Source organism: Salinivibrio sp. PR6 (assembly GCF_001995955.1).
GTDB lineage: Bacteria > Pseudomonadota > Gammaproteobacteria > Enterobacterales > Vibrionaceae > Salinivibrio > Salinivibrio siamensis.
This window is the reverse complement of the sequence record NZ_MUFA01000007.1, coordinates 98224-114053: the sequence shown is the minus strand read 5'-3', so window position 1 is coordinate 114053 and position 15830 is coordinate 98224. Positions and strand designations below refer to the sequence as shown.

Annotated in this window: 16 protein-coding genes and 1 tRNA gene; 2 read left to right on the top strand and 15 right to left on the bottom strand. The window is 50.5% G+C overall.

Going from position 1 to position 15830, the window contains the following annotated elements; all coding sequences use genetic code 11:
* The 7 genes from BZG72_RS07770 to BZG72_RS07740 are packed head-to-tail and all read right to left on the bottom strand — an operon-like array spanning position 1 to position 6995.
* Positions 1-846, bottom strand: a complete 846-nt coding sequence (locus BZG72_RS07770; RefSeq protein ID WP_046074023.1) for a CheR family methyltransferase — start codon at positions 844-846, stop codon at positions 1-3.
* Between the two features lie 2 nt (positions 847-848).
* Positions 849-3242, bottom strand: a complete 2394-nt coding sequence (locus tag BZG72_RS16525; protein ID WP_077666496.1) for a methyl-accepting chemotaxis protein — start codon at positions 3240-3242, stop codon at positions 849-851.
* Positions 3243-3245: 3 nt separating this feature from the next.
* A complete protein-coding gene (locus BZG72_RS07760) occupies positions 3246-3716 on the bottom strand; it encodes a chemotaxis protein CheW (RefSeq protein ID WP_046074021.1) in 471 nt (156 codons plus the stop codon).
* A gap of 8 nt (positions 3717-3724) precedes the next feature.
* Positions 3725-4222 carry a chemotaxis protein CheW gene (locus BZG72_RS07755; protein WP_046074020.1) on the bottom strand — a complete coding sequence of 166 codons (498 nt, stop codon included), beginning with the start codon at positions 4220-4222 and terminating at the stop codon, positions 3725-3727.
* Positions 4223-4231: 9 nt separating this feature from the next.
* On the bottom strand, positions 4232-6334 hold the full coding sequence (locus BZG72_RS07750; protein WP_077666495.1) for a chemotaxis protein CheA: 2103 nt from the start codon (positions 6332-6334) through the stop codon (positions 4232-4234).
* A 21-nt stretch (positions 6335-6355) separates the two neighbouring features.
* A complete protein-coding gene (locus BZG72_RS07745; protein WP_046074018.1) occupies positions 6356-6715 on the bottom strand; it encodes a response regulator in 360 nt (119 codons plus the stop codon).
* A 22-nt stretch (positions 6716-6737) separates the two neighbouring features.
* Positions 6738-6995: an STAS domain-containing protein gene (locus BZG72_RS07740; RefSeq protein WP_046074017.1), complete on the bottom strand. Its 258-nt coding sequence runs from the start codon at positions 6993-6995 to the stop codon at positions 6738-6740.
* 567 nt (positions 6996-7562) lie between these two features.
* Between BZG72_RS07740 and BZG72_RS07735 the strand changes: the two genes are divergently transcribed.
* Both BZG72_RS07735 and BZG72_RS07730 read left to right on the top strand, forming a co-directional pair.
* Positions 7563-7638: transfer RNA gene (locus tag BZG72_RS07735), tRNA-Phe, on the top strand.
* Positions 7639-7923: 285 nt separating this feature from the next.
* Positions 7924-9186 carry an HD-GYP domain-containing protein gene (locus BZG72_RS07730; RefSeq protein ID WP_077666494.1) on the top strand — a complete coding sequence of 421 codons (1263 nt, stop codon included), beginning with the start codon at positions 7924-7926 and terminating at the stop codon, positions 9184-9186.
* An 11-nt stretch (positions 9187-9197) separates the two neighbouring features.
* On the opposite strand, the gene panC is transcribed toward BZG72_RS07730, so the two are convergent.
* The 8 genes from panC to thpR all read right to left on the bottom strand — a co-directional run bounded on the left by panC (position 9198) and on the right by thpR (position 15827).
* A complete protein-coding gene (panC, locus tag BZG72_RS07725) occupies positions 9198-10091 on the bottom strand; it encodes a pantoate--beta-alanine ligase (RefSeq protein ID WP_077666493.1) in 894 nt (297 codons plus the stop codon).
* 11 nt (positions 10092-10102) lie between these two features.
* A complete protein-coding gene (gene panB / locus BZG72_RS07720) occupies positions 10103-10897 on the bottom strand; it encodes a 3-methyl-2-oxobutanoate hydroxymethyltransferase (RefSeq protein ID WP_077666492.1) in 795 nt (264 codons plus the stop codon).
* Positions 10898-10932: 35 nt separating this feature from the next.
* Positions 10933-11424: a 2-amino-4-hydroxy-6-hydroxymethyldihydropteridine diphosphokinase gene (folK, locus tag BZG72_RS07715; RefSeq protein ID WP_077578745.1), complete on the bottom strand. Its 492-nt coding sequence runs from the start codon at positions 11422-11424 to the stop codon at positions 10933-10935.
* Entirely contained in the window at positions 11421-12785 is a 1365-nt protein-coding gene (gene pcnB, locus BZG72_RS07710) for a polynucleotide adenylyltransferase PcnB (protein WP_046074209.1), read from the bottom strand. Before pcnB ends, folK begins: the two co-directional genes overlap by 4 nt.
* Before the next feature lie 103 nt (positions 12786-12888).
* Complete coding sequence (gluQRS, locus tag BZG72_RS07705; RefSeq protein WP_077606109.1) at positions 12889-13773, bottom strand: tRNA glutamyl-Q(34) synthetase GluQRS; 885 nt, start codon at positions 13771-13773, stop codon at positions 12889-12891.
* A gap of 187 nt (positions 13774-13960) precedes the next feature.
* Entirely contained in the window at positions 13961-14410 is a 450-nt protein-coding gene (gene dksA, locus BZG72_RS07700) for an RNA polymerase-binding protein DksA (RefSeq protein WP_046074011.1), read from the bottom strand.
* 123 nt (positions 14411-14533) lie between these two features.
* Positions 14534-15256: a DNA/RNA nuclease SfsA gene (sfsA, locus tag BZG72_RS07695; protein ID WP_077578742.1), complete on the bottom strand. Its 723-nt coding sequence runs from the start codon at positions 15254-15256 to the stop codon at positions 14534-14536.
* A gap of 19 nt (positions 15257-15275) precedes the next feature.
* Positions 15276-15827 (bottom strand): RNA 2',3'-cyclic phosphodiesterase, encoded by a 552-nt coding sequence (thpR, locus tag BZG72_RS07690; RefSeq protein WP_077666491.1) that lies wholly within the window; start codon positions 15825-15827, stop codon positions 15276-15278.
* Between the last annotated feature and the right edge of the window lie 3 nt (positions 15828-15830).

Here is a 15830-nt window from a genome sequence, read left to right as displayed (position 1 = left end):
TCACTCCCGTTTGCGATACATGGTGTGGCCTAAGTTATCGAACCTCTCTGCCATCTTTCCGATCCCTTCCGAGTGGCCGATAAAAAGCACACCGCCGGGAACAAGCTGCTGCCAAAACCGCTCAATGAGTCGCTGCTGTGTATCGCGCTCAAAATAGATCATCACGTTGCGACAAAAGATCGCGTCCATTGCGTACTTGTGAGGCCACTCCCCTTTTAAATTCAGTTGTTTAAAACTGATCGCATCACGAAGTGGACGTTTGGCCTTAAACAAGTCTTGTTTGATGCCTTTTCCTTTTAAAAAGCCGTTTTGCAAATACGCTTTGGGGATGGTGTGCGCCACTTCCAAACTGTAAGTGCCATTACTGGCGGTATTGAGCACCTGGGTATCTAAGTCAGTGGCAAGGATTTGTACATCTAATTGCCCCTCTAACATCCCATGACCCGCCAATACCGACGCGATGGTGTAAGGCTCTTCGCCGGTCGAACAGCCCGCTGACCAAATCCGGATACGCTTTTGCTTCGCCGCTTGCCACTGCGGAATAAGTTGATGCGCTAAAAACTCAAAATGATGACGTTCACGAAAGAACTGGGTTTTATTGGTGGTTAGCGCGTTAATGAAGGCCACACGTTCATCTTTGCTCTGCTCCACCAGTGCAAAATAATCATCAAAAGTCGCCATCCCTGTTCTGCGTAAGCAGCGCGCCAACCGGCCATACACCATGCTTTTCTTTTTATCCGCAAGAAAAATACCCGTTTCGCTTTCCATAAACGTCTGTACATAGTGGAAATGCCGTTGGCTAAAATCATAGGCGCCAGCCGACGAAGCATTCACTGGCGCTGACATGATTAAAACTCCTCCCACTCATCACTGACTTCATTGCTCGACGACTTTTGACTGTTCACTGCCTTGAGACGCGCTTTGGCGGCCTCACCATTGCGGTAACTGTCACTGCTCGCTCTAGGCGCTGTCTTAGTCGTGTGACTCGGGGTAACCTTGGGTTTCGAGCTCGGGGTTTGAATATCTACGAGCTTGTCGGCATCAATATCCACTTGGAAAAAGCCAATCAAGTTAATTAACTCCGCGCCCTCTTCTCTCATCGACTGACTAGACGCGGCCGCTTCTTCAACGAGCGCAGCATTTTGCTGTGTCATTTGGTCCATTCGTGCCACTGAGCGTGTGATCTCATCAATGCCCGTGGCTTGCTCTTGGCTCGCCGCATTAATTTTGTCAATCAACTGGGAGACTTCCGACACCGACGCGACAATTTCTTCTAGCATTTCGCCAGACTCGTCCACGAGCTTCGACCCTTGCGTGACTTTTTCCACACTGTCTTTGATCAAGTCCTTGATCTCTTTCGCCGCGCCGGCACTGCGTTGCGCCAAGTTACGAACCTCGCCAGCGACAACGGCAAAACCACGTCCTTGCTCACCCGCACGCGCAGCCTCTACCGCCGCATTCAAAGCCAGCAAATTGGTCTGGAATGCGATTTCATCAATCACCCCAATGATGTCAGCAATTTTCTTGCTGGCATCGTTAATTTCCGCCATCGCATCCACGGTCTCTTTGACCACTTCACCGCCTTTGCGCGCTTTTTCACTGGCTTTAGTGGAGAGAGTATTGGCCGATGACGCACTTTCCGCATTCTGCTTCACGGTCGCTGTCATCTGCTCCATACTGGCAGCCGTTTCCTGCAGGTTAGCCGCCTGCTCTTCAGTGCGCTCGCTCAGGTCGTTATTTCCCTCAGCAATTTCGGCTGACGCAGACGCCACCCGTGCCGACGAATGCGTGATCTTTTCGACCATGTTACGAACGTTATTAATCGAGGCATTGACCGCTTGGCTGAGATCTTCAAACTCGCCTTTGTAGTCTTCCGGCATAGTCGTTTTGAGATCCCCTTTCGAGACCCCTCGCATCACGCGAATACACTCGTTAAGCGGATCGACAACACTATCCAGTAACTGGTTGATCCCCTCCCCGAGTTTTGCCATCGCGCCACGATAGTTACTGGTATTCATCCGATCGCTCAGATTACCATCCGCTGCTTTTGCGATAAGACGCTCGACTTGGCGCTGACCATCCATTTGCTCGGTAATGTCCTCCCATTGCAGCGCAGGGCCAATGTACTCATCGTCATCGTCGTAGAGGGCAATACAATTAAGCGCAAATTCGAGTTCCCCGACCGTAATCTCAGCTTTAAATGGCATACGGTCGGGGTTGGCAATCACAGACTGTTGGTGCGCTGGGTTTTTGTGGAATTGGTCAATACTAGTGCCTACGAGTTTATCCGTTGAGAAGCCGGGGAAAATCTCGCGCATTTCATCTTCACGGCTCTTGAACAGCTCCGTCACTGCCGGGTTAAGATAGCGAATGGTACCGTCTTTATCTGCTAGCATTACATTGGTGGTCATTCCCTCGACCACGGCCGCCAATAATGAACGTTCTGACTCTTTCTTACGCCTTTCAGTGACATCACGCCACTCAATCGTGGTGCCTACATGCTTACCGTGACGGTCGTAACTGGCAGTGGCATGAAACTCAAAGCGCGCATCTTTAAAGCGAATATCCCGATTGATAGGCATCTTATCGGGGGTATGAAAGGTTTCGCGCGGCAGCTGAGGAAAAAGATAATCAATATGTTTGCCAAGAATATCGTCACGGCTGGCAACAAAGGCACTGTTTTTCGCCCGAAAGGTTTTCTCATGCTGTTTACACAGTTTTACCGCTTGCTCATTCACATGGGTGATTTCGCCCTGTCTTCCCAATAAAACGAACGCACTGTGAGTGTTATCCAATGCGCCTTTAAGACGTTGGTGCTCCTCCGTTTGGTGGGCGCGTGCCGTCACATCACACAGCTCAACACTGTAGCCTTGCCCATCGGCGACTTTACTGGCAGACACACGCAACTTGCCCGCGCCTAACTCGACAGTTTGGACCGATGGTTTGTCGTCAATAAGCTGCTGCCACTGTTGGTAGTCCACCAAATCCGCCGCAAGTATGCTGCTCATCGGTTTACCAAACAGCACTTCACTTTGCGCGGTGAAATCGACATTGCCGTGCTCGCGAATCGCTGCCTGATAACATTGCAACAGTTGCAGCGCACGTCGATTAATCAAGGTGACTTGCTGCTGACTGTCGAGCATCACAAGTGCAGCAGGCGCGACATTAAGTGCCGCTAACAGCTGCACATTCTGTTTTGTCTGTTGGTTGTCTTGCTGTACTTCCCTTTTAAACCACGCCATATTCTAGTCCTCGTTTGCGCTTTCCGGTTGTGCGCTTTGTTGTAACTGATCAAAGTCGAACAACTGTTCCAAGTTAATCAACACCAGGTGCCTGTCATTCACTGACGCAATGCCCTCCATGTACCACTCATCGTGTTGGTGCAGTCCCGGAGGGGCTTTAATTTGCTCTTTTTCCAAGTTGTGCACTTCAGCCACCGCATCCACGACGATACCGAGCGACACCCCTTGTTGGTTGCGAACAATAATGATGACGCTCATGGCGGTGAGCGTCGCTGGCGTCATACCAAAGCACTGGCGAATGTCCATAATGGGAATGTACTCCCCCCGTAACTCCAGCACCCCCAACATGTGAGGCAGGGTGTTAGGAATACGACGGACTTCCGACCACCCTCTCACCTCTTTCACATCGAGAATATGGACGCCGTACTCTTCATCCTCGAGTAAGAAACTTAAGTATTCTCGCGATTGCGCCATATCCCCACCTATATCCATCGCTCGATACGCAACAACTCATCCACATTCACCAACGACATCACCCGTTCGCCGACATTGAGTAAGCCACTGACATAAGCAATCACCTGAGAATCACCAAACGGAGGCATAATCTGTCCCTCCCCTTGGTCAACCACATCGGAAACGGCATCGACCACTACGCCCATCACCTTGTTATTGGCGACTTCACTGGCGCGCAAGATCAGCACCACGGTTTCTCGGTGATAATCGACCTGTTTAGCCTGAAAGCGAATACGTAAATCCATCACGGGCACTATCATTCCGCGTAGGTTGATCACGCCCAAAATAAAAGTGGGCGAGCGCGGGATCAGTGTCGGTGACTCCCAAACCCGAATCTCCTCTACCGTTTGGATATCGACGCCATACAGTTCGCCATCTAGTTCGAAGCTCAGATAGTCACTGCCTTGCAGTTGCTCAACACGATCATCGATATCGAGCACATTGTCTGATTCCGTTACCGTCTGCATCGCCTCTCCTTATGCCGCCGCGATATGACCGCTGGCATCGCTGACACGTGCTAAAAACTGAGTGATTAAGCCTTGGATATCTAAAATGAGTGAGACAGAGCCGTCTCCTAGAATGGTCGCGCCTGAAATACCAGGCACGCGGGCATAATTTGACTCCAAGCTTTTGATCACCACTTGCTGCTGCCCGAGCAGCTCATCAAGTAGCAGGCCGACCTTTTTATCCCCGGCTTCGACCAAACAAAGCAGCTGTTTATCAAGATCGTCGCCACTGCTGCCGAGCTCAAACTCTTCTTTTAAACGAAGAATGGGAATGTTTTCTTCTCGCAACCGATAAAGCTGAACACCAGATGCGGTTTTAATTTGGCGGCTATCAATCTGAAGCGACTCAATGATAGAGATCAGCGGCACCACATATACTTGGCCTTCTACTTTCACCAACTGACCGTCTAAGATAGCCAATGTCAGCGGCAGGCTGATTTTAAAGGTACTGCCTTGCTCTGGTGCTGAGTGCACATCAATGTTGCCGCCCAGTTGCTCAATGTTGCGGCGCACCACATCCATGCCCACGCCACGCCCTGACACATCGGACACTTGCTCCGCCGTTGAAAAACCCGGCGCAAACAAAAGATTAAAAACATGCGCGTCGGTCAGTTCACTGAGCGGGAGGTCGTCTGAAATCAGCCCTTTATCCAGCGCTTTGCGCCAGATCCTTTCTTTGTGTAATCCAGCGCCATCGTCACTGACTTCAATCACAATCGAGCCGCCCTGATGATAAGCATTCAGATGCACTTTCCCTGTTTCAGGCTTGCCTTTTTCCGCGCGGACTTCTGGGGTTTCTAAGCCATGATCCACCGCGTTGCGAACCAAATGCACCAGCGGATCGGCAATTCGTTCTAGCACGGTTTTATCTAGCTCGGTGCTCTCGCCTTCAATAACTAGCTCCACCCGCTTTCCCAACTGGGAGGAGAGATCACGAATCAAACGAGGGAAACGGTTAAAGGCAAAACTGATCGGCAACATGCGGATATCGAGCACGCTTTCTTGCAACTCTTTGGTATTGAGCATCAGTTGCTCAAGGCCTGATTGCAATTGCTCAAGTCGCTCAGGGGAGAAGTCACTACTTAACTCTGCCAGCATCGACTGTGTAATCACTAGCTCGCCCACGAGGTTGATTAGGTTATCGACTTTGTCTATCTCCACCCGGATAGAAGACACACTGGCTTCGCTTTTCGCCGCAGGTTTGTTGGCTTTATTGGCAGCGGATTTGGGCTGAGAAGATGAGGCGGGCTCTTCCGGTGATTGTGGCACAGTGGCAGACGGTTCCACCTCAACCGGTTCGGTATCCACATCACTGGCCTCGCCACAATGGATAGGCGTAATCGTGAGATCGCACTCGTCTTCAACCCATTCAAAAATCGCTTCGATTTCATCACGTGGGACATGTCCATCAACCCGAATATCCCAACGTAAATACAGCTTTTCAGGGTCTAACTGCGCAAAACGTGGCAGTTGGGTCGGATCACAGCTAATTTCCGCCCCACCCGGTAATGCATGTAACTCACGCAAAATCCGGACAGGGTCATTGCCTGAAAACAACATATCCGGGTGAGGCACAAAGGTGATTAACCACTCTTCGATGTCTGCGGCGGCCGCCCCCTTCGAGTCAAGGTCACTCGATACCGGCTGCGTGGATAAAGCGCTTGAACAGGAATCAGCCGCACCGTCACTGTCCATAATCGCATTGAGGGCGGCAGTCACCGCATCTCGCTCGCTTTCGTCGTACTCAGACTCATTCTCGTATGCTTCAAGCATCGCGAGGATACAATCGCCACCACGCAGTAATACATCGATCGTGTGGCTGTCGAGCTGTCGCTTTCCCTCCCGAGCCTCGTCAAGCAAGGTTTCCATCACATGAGTGAAGTGACTAATATCGTCAAGATTAAAGGTGGCAGCCCCCCCTTTAATCGAGTGCGCAGCACGGAAAATGGTATTAATGGATTCAAGATCTGTCGCCCCCGGGTCAAGCGCCAAGAGCTCTCTTTCCAGCACTTCGAGGTTCTCACGACATTCTTCATAAAAGATGCGTCGTAACTGGTCCATATCCATGGCCATATCACCCTCCGTTGATGCGCCTTACAACACGCGCTTTAGTGTTTTCAGTAAGGTATCTGGGTTGAATGGTTTAACAATCCATCCTGTCGCGCCCGCCGCTTTACCCGCCGATTTTTTCTCAGCGGACGCTTCGGTAGTGAGCATCAATATCGGCGTGAATTTATACTGCTGCACGCCTCGCACTTGTTTAACAAACTCAAAACCATCCATCACCGGCATGTTGACGTCGGAAATGATGAGATCGAACTTTTTAGACTTGGCTTTTCGCAGTGCATCTGCACCATCATTCGCTGTTTCAACCTGATAACCCGCCTCTTTTAGCGTGTGGCTCACCATTTGCCGAATCGACACCGAATCATCCGCTGCTAGTATATTGGCCATCCTTTTACTCCTACTCCGTGTATCAAGTATTTAGCTTTAATAAAGTCGTCATGCCGGCATGTTGTGCCGAAGTATGTAAGCAATCCGGTACGTTTTGCCACTGAAGGTCATCACACGAAAGTACCAACCCCAGCAGTAATTGCAGGCCTGCACCATCCACTCTGCCCAGTTGGCTGGCGTCGATGACGTATGTCTGATTGTCCGTCTTTTTCGCCTCCCATTCCGCTTTTACCTGCTGTACTTGAGAAATATCGAGAGACTCTCCGAGTGCTATTACCATGGCTGAATCGCCCTAAGCTGTTGTCAAAAAAAGGCATCTCATTTCCTTGTTGAATAAGTGTAGCAACAATCAATTGAACAGCTTATTTTAGTCCCTACTTTTAAAGATGGATTATCGACAGCAGGGTTATTTCTAAAAAAGAAAACCTAAAATTATGGTTAAAAAACAACACAATATGTGATGCACTGTTTATTAAATATAAGAAAATCAATACCTTTGCATTCCTTTCTGTTCATTCAAAAGAATGAATGAGATCACAAAAAGCAACGGTTAAAAAGGTGGGAATAATACTTATTTCAATGGAATGAAGCAGTTAAATATGCTTTGACGAGAGACGGTTAATACTATTTAATGGTGCGCCTTAGCCCGGACCACAATATGTGATGCACTGTTTATTAAATATAAGAAAATCAATACCTTTGCATTCCTTTCTGTTCATTCAAAAGAATGAATGAGATCACAAAAAGCAACGGTTAAAAAGGTGGGAATAATACTTATTTCAATGGAATGAAGCAGTTAAATATGCTTTGACAAGAGACGGTTAATACTATTTAATGGTGCGCCTTAGCCCGGATAGCTCAGTCGGTAGAGCAGGGGATTGAAAATCCCCGTGTCGGTGGTTCGATTCCGCCTCCGGGCACCATACTTAAAAAAATCCCTGCTCACATGAGTGGGGATTTTTTTATGCCGACACCGTGTCGGTGACCTTGCAGGCCGCACCTTGCAGGCCGCACCGCTATAAACACGGTACACAACGCTTTGCCACGACAGCAAATGCATCCCCCCTCTGGCACTTTTTGCTACTCTTTAAGTCGACTTCCGTTCAGTGCGATAGCGATTAGGCTTTTTACTCAACATCACCAATTTATGGTAATCTGTTGGGGGTTTATTCTTGTCTTTTACCTCATGGATCGAGTGTCATTAACGCATGTCAGCCAATAGCATCAAGCTCTCAACAGAGCGACTTCAACCCGGTCTTTACATCAAACTGCCGCTAAAATGGCGCGATCATCCGTTTATGCTCAATCGTTTTCAAATAGAAAGTGAGGCACAAGCGAAGGTGATACGCTCGCTCCCGATAAGCTTTGTCTACTATTACCCGGATAAAAGTACGGCGGTGCCCTTACCCGCACTGACAGAAAAAAAAGAAAACCCGGATGAAGTCGACCCACATGCGGTCAGCCGAGAAAAAGAGGCAATGGAGCAGGAGAAACAACAGCGCATAGAGGAACAACGCCGCTTTCGTGCTCGCATTCAAAAAGTGCAGAAGCATTATCAACGTTCGATGGCACAGCTACGGGCCATCAATATGAAGGCAGCCAACCGTCCACAAGCGGCTAACGAGGATGTCCGCATGCTCGTCGATAGCATGATGGTCTTTGGTAGCGAGTCGAATGTCACCCTGCATCTAATGGACGATCCAAGCCTGGCAGAAGACATGTATGCGCACTCACTGAATGTGGCCGTCCTCGCGCTGATGTTGGCACGTAGTAACGGGTACGACAATGATCAGCTTCGCGCATTGATCACCGGCGCGGTGCTGCATGATATCGGTACAAAGAAGGTGCCGTCGGCCATCGTGCGAAAAAAGGAGCGACTGACGGAGCCGGAAATGAATTACTACCGTCAACATGTTAATTATGGGGCGGAACTGGTATCAGAAATGAAAGAGTGTACCCCTGAGGTAGAAACCATCATTGCCCAGCACCACGAGTTTTCTAACGGCAGTGGTTTCCCCAAAGGCCTATTAGGCGATGACATTGACGAAGCGGCGCAAATTGTCAGTATGGTGAACTTTTTTGACCGCTTATGTCGCCCTCAGTTTGGCGCACCAGCAAGGATGCCTTTTGCTGCCTTGTCTCATCTTTTTAAAGACAACAAAGCCAAGTTCAACCCACGTTTGTTGGCATTATTTGTCAAGATGATGGGCGTCTATCCACCGGGGACGGTGGTGAAATTGTCGAATGACGATGTCGGCATTATTATTTCGGTGAACAGCTCTGCCCTGCTTAAACCCAATGTGATGATTTATGATCCGGATATTCCTTCCGATCAAGCCACCATCATTGACATGCGCGACAGTGAGCTAGAGATAGACACGGCCGTGCCTATCTCCAAATTGCCAGAAGTGGTGAAAGAGTACCTGAAGCCACGCACTCGAATTGCCTATTTTATGGACGCTGACGGCTAAGCAACGACGCATTAGCCGCCACTGGGATCAGCTTTGTCCGCTTTATCGACGGCTCGATGCAATTCCACTGTTAGGTTATCAATAAGGCGTGTATTACCAAGATAAGCGGCGACCAAAATCACGGCTTGTCGGCTGTCTTCGTTCACGTACGCAAGAGAGGTGGCGTCACGAATATAAAATTCGTCAGGCTGTAATCCCGCTGCACGCAGTTGATCATGAGCATCTTCAATCAGATCGTCGAGATCACGACGCCCATTGCGCATTTGTGCACTCATCCAGCGCATGGTTTTTGCCAATACTGGTGCACGTTGGCGCTCATCGACGGTTAGGTTGTTATTACGAGAGCTCATCGCCAACCCATCGCTTTCACGCACGGTGGGTACACCAATAATCTCAATCGGCATGGCCATATCTGCCACCAATTTGCGGATCACCGCCAATTGCTGAAAGTCTTTTTCGCCAAAACAGGCCACCGCTGGCTGCACCAAATTAAAGAGTTTGCTCACCACGGTGGCAACACCACGAAAATGACCGGGGCGCGATGCCCCTTCTAACATGGTTGAGAGCCTTGGCACCTCGACCGTGGTGTGTGCATCGAGTCCGTGTGGATATAGCGTGTCGGCCGTTGGTGTAAACACCAGATCCACGCCCTCCTCACGCAACTTGGCCAGATCATCATCCAATGTACGCGGGTAGTTGGCTAAATCGTCCGCGCGATCAAACTGCATCGGGTTAACAAAAATGCTAACCACGACAGCATCGCCTCGCTCGCGAGCTTTGCGCACCAAGGTTAAATGCCCTTGGTGGAGATTCCCCATGGTCGGCACAAAGGCGATGCGCTTATCCGCTTTTTGCCACTGGCTGATTTGATCGCGCAGTGGCGCCACCTCAGAAATTACCTGCATACTCGGTCTCTCTATTTAAACGTGTGGGCGGAACCGGGAAATTCGCCACTCGCCACTTCCTGCACATACTGAGCCACCGCAGCGCGCGCATCACCGGCCTCTGCCAAGTAGTTTTTCGAGAACTTGGGCATGTAGTTTGCCGATACGCCGAGCATATCATGCATGACCAAAATTTGACCATCAGTGTCACCGCCAGCACCAATGCCAATCACCGGCACCGACACCGTCTCGGTAATACGTTTAGCCAGTGACGCGGGAACGCATTCAAGTACGATAATCTGCGCACCGGCTTTCTCTAGCGCGACCGCATCGGCCACCATTTGTTCGGCTTTCTCTTCCTCACGGCCTTGTACTTTAAAGCCACCAAAGATATTCACCGATTGCGGGGTGAGGCCCAAATGCACACAAACCGGCACGGCGCGCTCAGTTAGCATTTTCACCGCGTCAACCAGCCATGATCCACCCTCGATTTTAACCATATTGGCGCCTGCTTTGATCAACGCTGCAGCATTGGTACAGGCTTGCTCAGGGGTGGCACAGCTCATAAATGGCATATCGGCCATCAGCAAGCTGTTGGGACTGCCCGCTCGCACGCAACGGGTGTGATACGCTAGCTCGTCAACCGAGACTGACAAGGTATCGCTTTTTCCTTGCAACACCATGCCTAACGAATCGCCAACTAATAAAACAGGCACATCCTGCTGCTCAAATAATTGAGCAAAGCTCGCATCATAGGCAGTCAAGGACGCAAACTTCTGCCCTTGCTGCTTCCAATTGATCAGATCGGTAATTGTGATTTTTTTCATTGTGTCTCCCAAAGCCTGAAACTGGGGCCCACCGATTAAGCGTGATCGCTAATACGGGTTAAACCATTGCGATCAACGCGCGTCAGGCACGCGGCGAGGGTGCTGCCATCAGGCAGGCACAAGTCGGGGGCGATGTCGGCAAGTGGATAAAGCACGAACTCACGCACTTTCATGCCGTAATGTGGCACCGTCAGTCGCGGCTCGTCGATGACGCGATTGCCATAGAGTAGAATATCGAGGTCCAACGTTCTCGGTCCCCAACGCTCTGCTTTGCGTTCCCTGCCATAATCAAGCTCAATGGCTTGTGTTGCATCCAATAGTGTCAGAGGGTCAAGCTGAGTGTCCAGCGCCGCGACGGCATTAACATAATCGGGCTGATCGGTCGGCCCCATGGGTTTGCTGGTATAAAGGGCTGATACTGCCACAAAACGACTCTGCGGCAGTGTCTTTAACGCAGCAATCGCCTGTTTGGCTTTTTCTACAGGCTCACCGAGATTGCTGCCAATGGCGATATATACCCGATTCATGCGTCTGAATTTGACTGCGGTTTACGCCGACGTGGCGGTCCCTTACGCCGACGAGACTTGGGTTTACGCGTATTATGAACTTTATTGATCGCACGCACCATTTTTTGGCGGCCACTTTGATCCGCACGCTGAAAGTCTCGCCACCACGCACACAGCGCTTCGGTCTCTTCACCTTCGACCGCACCGCGCATCTCAAGCAAATCAAATGCCGCGCGGAATTTTTTCTCGTCCAGTGTTTTAAACGCACGCGCACCAGTGCGACGCGTCATACGCATTTGCAATTGCCACACTTCACGTATCATGGCGGTGAAGCGCCGCGGAATGGCGATGGTCTTAACTTGCTCATCCACAATGTCACTGGCGGCCACCATGAAGGCATCGTAGTAGCTCAAACCACTCTCAAATGCCATTTCTTCCGCCCGTGTCACCAAGGGATACCACAGCATGGCAGCAAATAAGAAAGCCGGATTAATGCGCTGTTCGTTAACCACCCGCTTATCGGTTGAGCGTAATACCTGCTCTAACATCTGTTCCGTTTGGCTAGATTGCGCTTCGGTAAAGTGTGCGGCCACGGCAGGGAAAAGCTGCTGAAATAAATTATACTCGCGCAACATTTGGTACGTCGCGAACCCTTGACCGGACTGCAACAGCTTCAAGCTTTCTTCAAACATTCGCGCGGCCGGGATGTCTTGCAATAACGGCGCAAGCTCGACAATCGGCGCCGCTGTCGCGCTATTAATCGTCATATCAAGCTTAACCGCAAAGCGCACGGCGCGTAGCATCCGTACCGGATCTTCACGGTAACGCGTTTCAGGATCACCGATCAGGCGGATAACGCGGTTATTGAGATCATCGAGTCCCCCCGCATAATCCCGAATAGAAAAGTCGGCGATATTGTAATACAGCCCGTTCACCGTAAAGTCACGGCGCTGCGCGTCTTCATCGATGGTGCCATATACATTGTCACGCAATAGCATCCCGTCTTCGGAGCGAGCGGTTTGCTTATCTTTTTCGCCTTTACCGTGGTGGCCTCGGAACGTGGCGACCTCAATCACATCGCGGCCAAATAAGATATGGGCAAGACGAAAACGCCGCCCAATGAGCCGGCAGTTACGAAACAGCTTTTTGACTTCATCTGGCGTTGCGTCGGTCGCAATATCGAAGTCTTTGGGTTCACGCCCCAACAATAAATCTCGCACACCGCCACCAACGAGGTACGCTTCAAAGCCCGCTTTGTGCAGGCGATAAAGCACTTTCAGCGCATTTTCGCTGATACCTTTGCGCGAAATGCCATGTGCTTTGCGGGGGATAACTTCCAACTTAAGATCCTCAATTGCGCGTGTTTTACTATCACGATTCAGAACCTTACGGCAAAAGCTGGTCACTCGATTAAAGATAGCTCACCTCGTATTTAATTGTTCGGGCCATGAAACAGCGGCATATAATATATCAGGGTGGGCCATTTTAGAATGCTGTCGTCACTTCCGTTTTTCTCGGTATCTGTGTCAACGACCAACGTTTAACCGCCAGGTCCAATAATTGGGTGGGACTTGCCACCTCTTGCTCAGCCACTGCATGCAAACCAAGAAACGTCATCGCTGCGCGTAAAGCTGGAAGCGGCGCTTGATTATCAATAGCAGGAGCCCGGTTTTGCTTAGAAAGCTTGTGTCCCTCTGCATTGACAGCCAGAGGAAGGTGTAAATAACGCGGCACGGGTTGGCCGAGTTGTTGGTACAACGCGATATGGCGCCCTGTCGGCATAATTAAATCCGCCCCACGCACGATATCGGTCACGCCTTGGTCGATATCATCCAATACCACCGCAAGGTTATACGCATACAAGCCATCGCGTCGTTTGATGATAAAGTCTTCATTGGCAAGATGCGCATCAAGACCAAGCGTACCATGCAACCTGTCCTGAAAAGCGAGCACCTCAACGGGACTTTTTAGTCTCACCGCCGCCGCTTGCGCCCCTTTACCTTTATCACGACACCAACCTGGGTAGACGCCGCCCGCCTCTTTAATCTGCCGACGCGTACAGGTGCAATAATACGCCTGTCCCGATGCAAGCCAAGCCTCTATTTGTGCTTGATAATCAGAAAGGTGCTGGCTTTGGTAACGCACCTCTCCGTCCCACTCAAAACCAAACGCCTCTAGCGTACGCAAAATGTCACTCGCGGCGCCCGGCTGCTCCCGAGGCGGATCGATATCTTCAATCCGAACCAGCCATTGCCCATGGTGTGCACGCGCATCTAAATACGAGCCAAGTGCCGCCACCAATGAGCCAAAGTGTAGCGGGCCCGACGGGGAAGGGGCAAAACGGCCAATATAAGCGGTCTGCAAAGTCATGATAAGCGCATAGACAGTAGGTGTAACGCCTGCAGCGAGTGTGAATAGCGCAAATTGTACGGGGATCTTGCGCTAACACAAGCACCCTAAAACACAAAAAGGGAGCCGAGGCTCCCTTTTATCTGTCTGATTTTCTCTCCGCTAACCACGGCTAGGCATCGATGTGTGCAAATATAACGCGCCAGCGTTAGCCAGCCATTTGCTTTTCTTTTAGCTCAGCCAGTGTTTTACAATCAATACACAGCTCTGCTGTTGGGCGAGCTTCTAAGCGGCGCACCCCAATTTCGATACCACACGAGTCGCAAAAGCCGAAGTCATCATCTTCGATACGCTGCAATGTCTTATCGATCTTCTTAATCAGCTTGCGCTCGCGATCGCGATTACGCAGCTCTAGGTTGAATTCCTCTTCCTGTGCTGCACGATCGACAGGATCGGGGAAATTGGCCGCCTCATCTTTCATATGATTCATGGTGCGGTCGACTTCTTCCCTGAGCTGATTACGCCACGCATTGAGGATTTTACGGAAATGCTCAAGCTGAGCCTCTCCCATATACTCCTCTCCAGGTTTCTCCTGGTATGGCTCTAATCCGGCAATGGCCAGGATGCCCAGCGATTTCTTTTCTTTGCTTTCTGGCATTCAGCTTCTCCTAAAAAACCTTGACATGACCCGTGTCTGTCAAATGAGGGCGCTATCTATAGCAGAAAGCCTTTAGGGTGGCAATCTTTGATTTACGCCGCGCAACGCCCAATGTGAACATGCTTACACTTTTGCGGTATGACTAACAAAAGGTACGGAATTAACCAGATTTAGCTCACTCGGCGACATCTGAGCCTGATAGCAGATCACTTCTACCCCTGACGCCAACGCCTGATTTAATAACTGGTTATAATCCGGGTCGATATGGGGGGCGCCAGTGACTTTTTCAATCCCCGAGTGCAAAACAACGAACAATAAAACCGCACGATGTCCTTGCTCTGCCATCGCCATCAGCTCACGCAAGTGCTTTTGCCCACGCGTCGAGACGGCGTCCGGAAACGCGCCCCAACCGTCTTCCTCCAATAATGTGACACTCTTTACTTCTATATAGCAGTCCGCTTTGTCATCGTCACGTAATAGTAGGTCTATGCGGCTGTTTTCACTGCCATAGCGTACTTCCGTCTGTAATTGTCGATACCCCACTAGTTCAGGAATACGATTCGCCTGCACCGCCTCAACCGCTAAGGTGTTGGCGCGCGCCGTGTTGACACAAATCCAGTGTCCCTGCTGGGTATGATTAAGCTCCCAACTGTGAGGGTATTTACGCTTGGTATTATCGGAGGTGGAATACCAAACGGTATCGCCTGGCGTCGCACAACCGGTCATCGCCCCCGTATTGGCACAATGCATCGTCAGCGACTCGCCATTAGCCAAGGTCACATCGGTTAAAAAACGTTTATAGCGGCGTACTAAGGTTGCCGACGCTAGTGGTGGGGAAAACTGCATCTGCCGTTCCTGCTGATGATTAACAAAGGCTGAATTGATGCAGGCATTGGTATAACGCCCGCCCCTCATTATCTCGAGGTATCGATTCATCCGACGAAGAGGAAGGCGAAGCATATAATCCAAATCGTTGACACGCAAATGTCTGGGCAGGAGGCGTCGGTAAGTCCAGCGCATCGTCATCTTTGACACCACGACGCAAGGTAATATGCGGGGTAAACGCATGACTGTCCGCTTTCGCTGGCCAAACGGGTAAGGTCTGTAAATGATGAGCCAGCGCCAATAAGGCTTGCGGAGGAGACGCTAACGTTGCACAGACAATCCTCGGCTGAGCCCATACTTCAACGGTCGAGGCCGTGATGGAAAAGGCGGGCAGTTGAAGGTCTTGCACCGTGGCTTGTAGACGAGGAATATATGCATCCGGCACATCACCCAAAAACGCCAAGGTGAGATGTAAGTTTTGATCGGGCACCGCATGCCCGACTCCACTGAGGCGATTTTTATACGCCACCAGCTGCGCCCGGGCGGTTTGGTTAATGCCCTCCTCCAAACCTAGCGCGAAAAATAGTCGCATGGG

What these genes read in the sequence shown, in the direction of transcription:
- thpR (WP_077666491.1), bottom strand. Translation starts at nt 15,827, where the DNA reads ATGCGACTATTTTTCGCGCTAGGTTTGGAGGAGGGCATTAACCAAACC.
- sfsA (WP_077578742.1), bottom strand. Translation starts at nt 15,256, where the DNA reads ATGCAGTTTTCCCCACCACTAGCGTCGGCAACCTTAGTACGCCGCTAT.
- BZG72_RS07760 (WP_046074021.1), bottom strand. Translation starts at nt 3,716, where the DNA reads ATGGCGCAATCGCGAGAATACTTAAGTTTCTTACTCGAGGATGAAGAG.
- BZG72_RS07740 (WP_046074017.1), bottom strand. Translation starts at nt 6,995, where the DNA reads ATGGTAATAGCACTCGGAGAGTCTCTCGATATTTCTCAAGTACAGCAG.
- BZG72_RS07770 (WP_046074023.1), bottom strand. Translation starts at nt 846, where the DNA reads ATGTCAGCGCCAGTGAATGCTTCGTCGGCTGGCGCCTATGATTTTAGC.
- dksA (WP_046074011.1), bottom strand. Translation starts at nt 14,410, where the DNA reads ATGCCAGAAAGCAAAGAAAAGAAATCGCTGGGCATCCTGGCCATTGCC.
- BZG72_RS07755 (WP_046074020.1), bottom strand. Translation starts at nt 4,222, where the DNA reads ATGCAGACGGTAACGGAATCAGACAATGTGCTCGATATCGATGATCGT.
- folK (WP_077578745.1), bottom strand. Translation starts at nt 11,424, where the DNA reads ATGAATCGGGTATATATCGCCATTGGCAGCAATCTCGGTGAGCCTGTA.
- panC (WP_077666493.1), bottom strand. Translation starts at nt 10,091, where the DNA reads ATGCAGGTAATTTCTGAGGTGGCGCCACTGCGCGATCAAATCAGCCAG.
- BZG72_RS16525 (WP_077666496.1), bottom strand. Translation starts at nt 3,242, where the DNA reads ATGGCGTGGTTTAAAAGGGAAGTACAGCAAGACAACCAACAGACAAAA.
- BZG72_RS07745 (WP_046074018.1), bottom strand. Translation starts at nt 6,715, where the DNA reads ATGGCCAATATACTAGCAGCGGATGATTCGGTGTCGATTCGGCAAATG.
- panB (WP_077666492.1), bottom strand. Translation starts at nt 10,897, where the DNA reads ATGAAAAAAATCACAATTACCGATCTGATCAATTGGAAGCAGCAAGGG.
- BZG72_RS07750 (WP_077666495.1), bottom strand. Translation starts at nt 6,334, where the DNA reads ATGGCCATGGATATGGACCAGTTACGACGCATCTTTTATGAAGAATGT.
- BZG72_RS07730 (WP_077666494.1), top strand. Translation starts at nt 7,924, where the DNA reads ATGTCAGCCAATAGCATCAAGCTCTCAACAGAGCGACTTCAACCCGGT.
- gluQRS (WP_077606109.1), bottom strand. Translation starts at nt 13,773, where the DNA reads ATGACTTTGCAGACCGCTTATATTGGCCGTTTTGCCCCTTCCCCGTCG.